We start from the raw sequence: 2021 nt of genomic DNA, 5'->3' as shown, positions 1-2021 counted from the left end.
GGTCACACCCGGCCAGGCCGTCGACTCCTCGGCAATCAATGCGGCGTCATGGCAGTAATCGCGTATGATTCCGGAGAGCTCGCGCATAAAATTCACGGCCTCCAGATTTTCACGGCCGCCATAGACGTTGGGACGCCACTCGCCTTCCTTGCGGCTGTAATCGCGATAGAGCATGGAAGCCACCGCATCGACGCGCAGGCCGTCGATATGAAAATTTCTCAACCAGTAGAGCGCACTGCCGGTCAGGAAATTGCGAACCTCTGTGCGTCCGAAATTGTAGATGAGCGTGTGCCAGTCCTGATGGTAGCCCTCCATCGGGTCAGAGTGCTCGTAAAGATGCGTGCCATCGAACAGGGCCAGCCCGTGGGCATCTGCCGGAAAATGCGCTGGTACCCAGTCCATGATGACACCGAGCCCCGCCTGATGGCAGCGGTCCACAAAGCGCGCGAATTCGGCAGGCGTTCCGTGGCGCGAGGTTGGCGCATACATGCTCAGAGGCTGGTAACCCCACGAGCCTGAAAAGGGGTATTCCGTGATCGGCATCAGCTCGATGTGGGTGAAGCCAAGCCCGGTGACATAAGGAATGAGCTTGTCACCCAGATCATTCCAGCTCACATAGCCGGTCGGGCTGTTCAGGCGCTGCCATGAAGGCACGTGCAGTTCATAAATCGAGATCGGTGCCTCGAGCGACTGTCGTGCCGCGCGCTGTGCCATCCAGTCCTGATCCTGCCAATCGTGCTCGAGCGGTGGGGCCACAATGGAGGCTGTGGCCGGGGGGAGCTCGGCATAACGGGCATAGGGGTCCGCTTTGGCGGGCAGAATGACACCGCCTTGCGCCATGATCTCGAATTTGTAGCGCTCGCCAGACCCGATGCCCGGAACAAACAGCTCCCATATGCCTGCGCTATGGCGCAGCCGCATGGCATGACGACGCCCATCCCAGATGTTGAAATCGCCGATGACCGACACGCGATGAGCATTGGGTGCCCAGACGCTGAAGCGTACACCCGATACGCCATCGATCTCACAGATATGGGCGCCCATGATCCGGTCGATATCGCGATGATTGCCCTCAGCGAAGAGATAGAGATCAAGATCGCCAATCAACGTGCCGAAGCTGTACGGGTCGTGCGTTTCCTGCCAGCCATCTGCCCATAGAATGCGCAGGCTATAGCGTGTGGAGGTCGCGGCTATGGTCGCCTTGTAGATGCCGCGCTCATCGATGCGGTCCATTTTCTTTTCGAGCGGGGGCTTGTTCTTGCGTTCAGCCAGCAGTCTGACCTCGACGGCGTCAGGGTAGAACACGCGTACGACCCCGTTACGCCCTTCGCGATGGCGCCCAAGATAGGAAAACGGATCATGAGCGCGCCCTTCGACGATCTCGTCGATCAGGGATTGCTCCTGAGGCTTGATGGCCCTGATGGCGGGCTGCATGGTTTCTGTATCGGTCATGGAAAAGACGATCTCGCCTCAGGAAAATGTGCAAGCGGTTAGGCTCACGGGCTGTCGGGCCCGCGAGCCATTCAAAGCTGGATACGGATGCGTGCGGTCAGGCACTGGTTCCGAAACGGGGCAGATCGGTGCGGCCCAGACCGGGGTTGCGTGGTCGGCTCTGCGGCATTCTGGCTGTGCGGGTGAAAGACGTATTGGGGGCAAGCGGTATGCCCACATCGCTCAGTCGAGGCGCGATCTCCCCTTCGCCAATCAGGCGGGCCGGTGCGCGACCGGCCATTTCGAGAAGCAGTCGCGCATAATGGGCGGCTTTCCCATGCCACGACACATCATGGAGCGAGCCATTGCGTTGCAGACGCGCCCAAACTGATTTCTGGCGATAGAGCCTCTGAGCATGACGGATTGCGCGATACAACGCATCGCCCTGGGTTGGGGAGAACAGGATGCCATTGGCCACACCTTCCTCGATGGCCGCGGCATTGGCGTCCACGATGGTGTCGGTCAGGCCACCCACGCGTGCAGCGATTGGCACAGAGCCGTAACGGAGGGCATGAAGCTGCGTCAGGCCG

1 protein-coding gene and 1 pseudogene are annotated in these 2021 nt (G+C 60.2%); both read right to left on the bottom strand.

Annotation, left to right across the window (positions count from 1 at the left end; genetic code table 11):
* Window positions 1-1434 (bottom strand): 1,4-alpha-glucan branching enzyme (glgB, locus tag P792_RS39440; RefSeq protein WP_235075556.1); only part of this gene is annotated, 1434 nt, incomplete at its 3' end.
* A gap of 115 nt (window positions 1435-1549) precedes the next feature.
* Window positions 1550-2021: pseudogene (locus tag P792_RS39435) on the bottom strand (starch synthase); the annotation flags it as partial.

This window comes from Asaia sp. SF2.1 (genome assembly GCF_000505765.1).
GTDB lineage: Bacteria > Pseudomonadota > Alphaproteobacteria > Acetobacterales > Acetobacteraceae > Asaia > Asaia bogorensis.
This window is presented reverse-complemented; position numbering and strand designations above follow the sequence as displayed.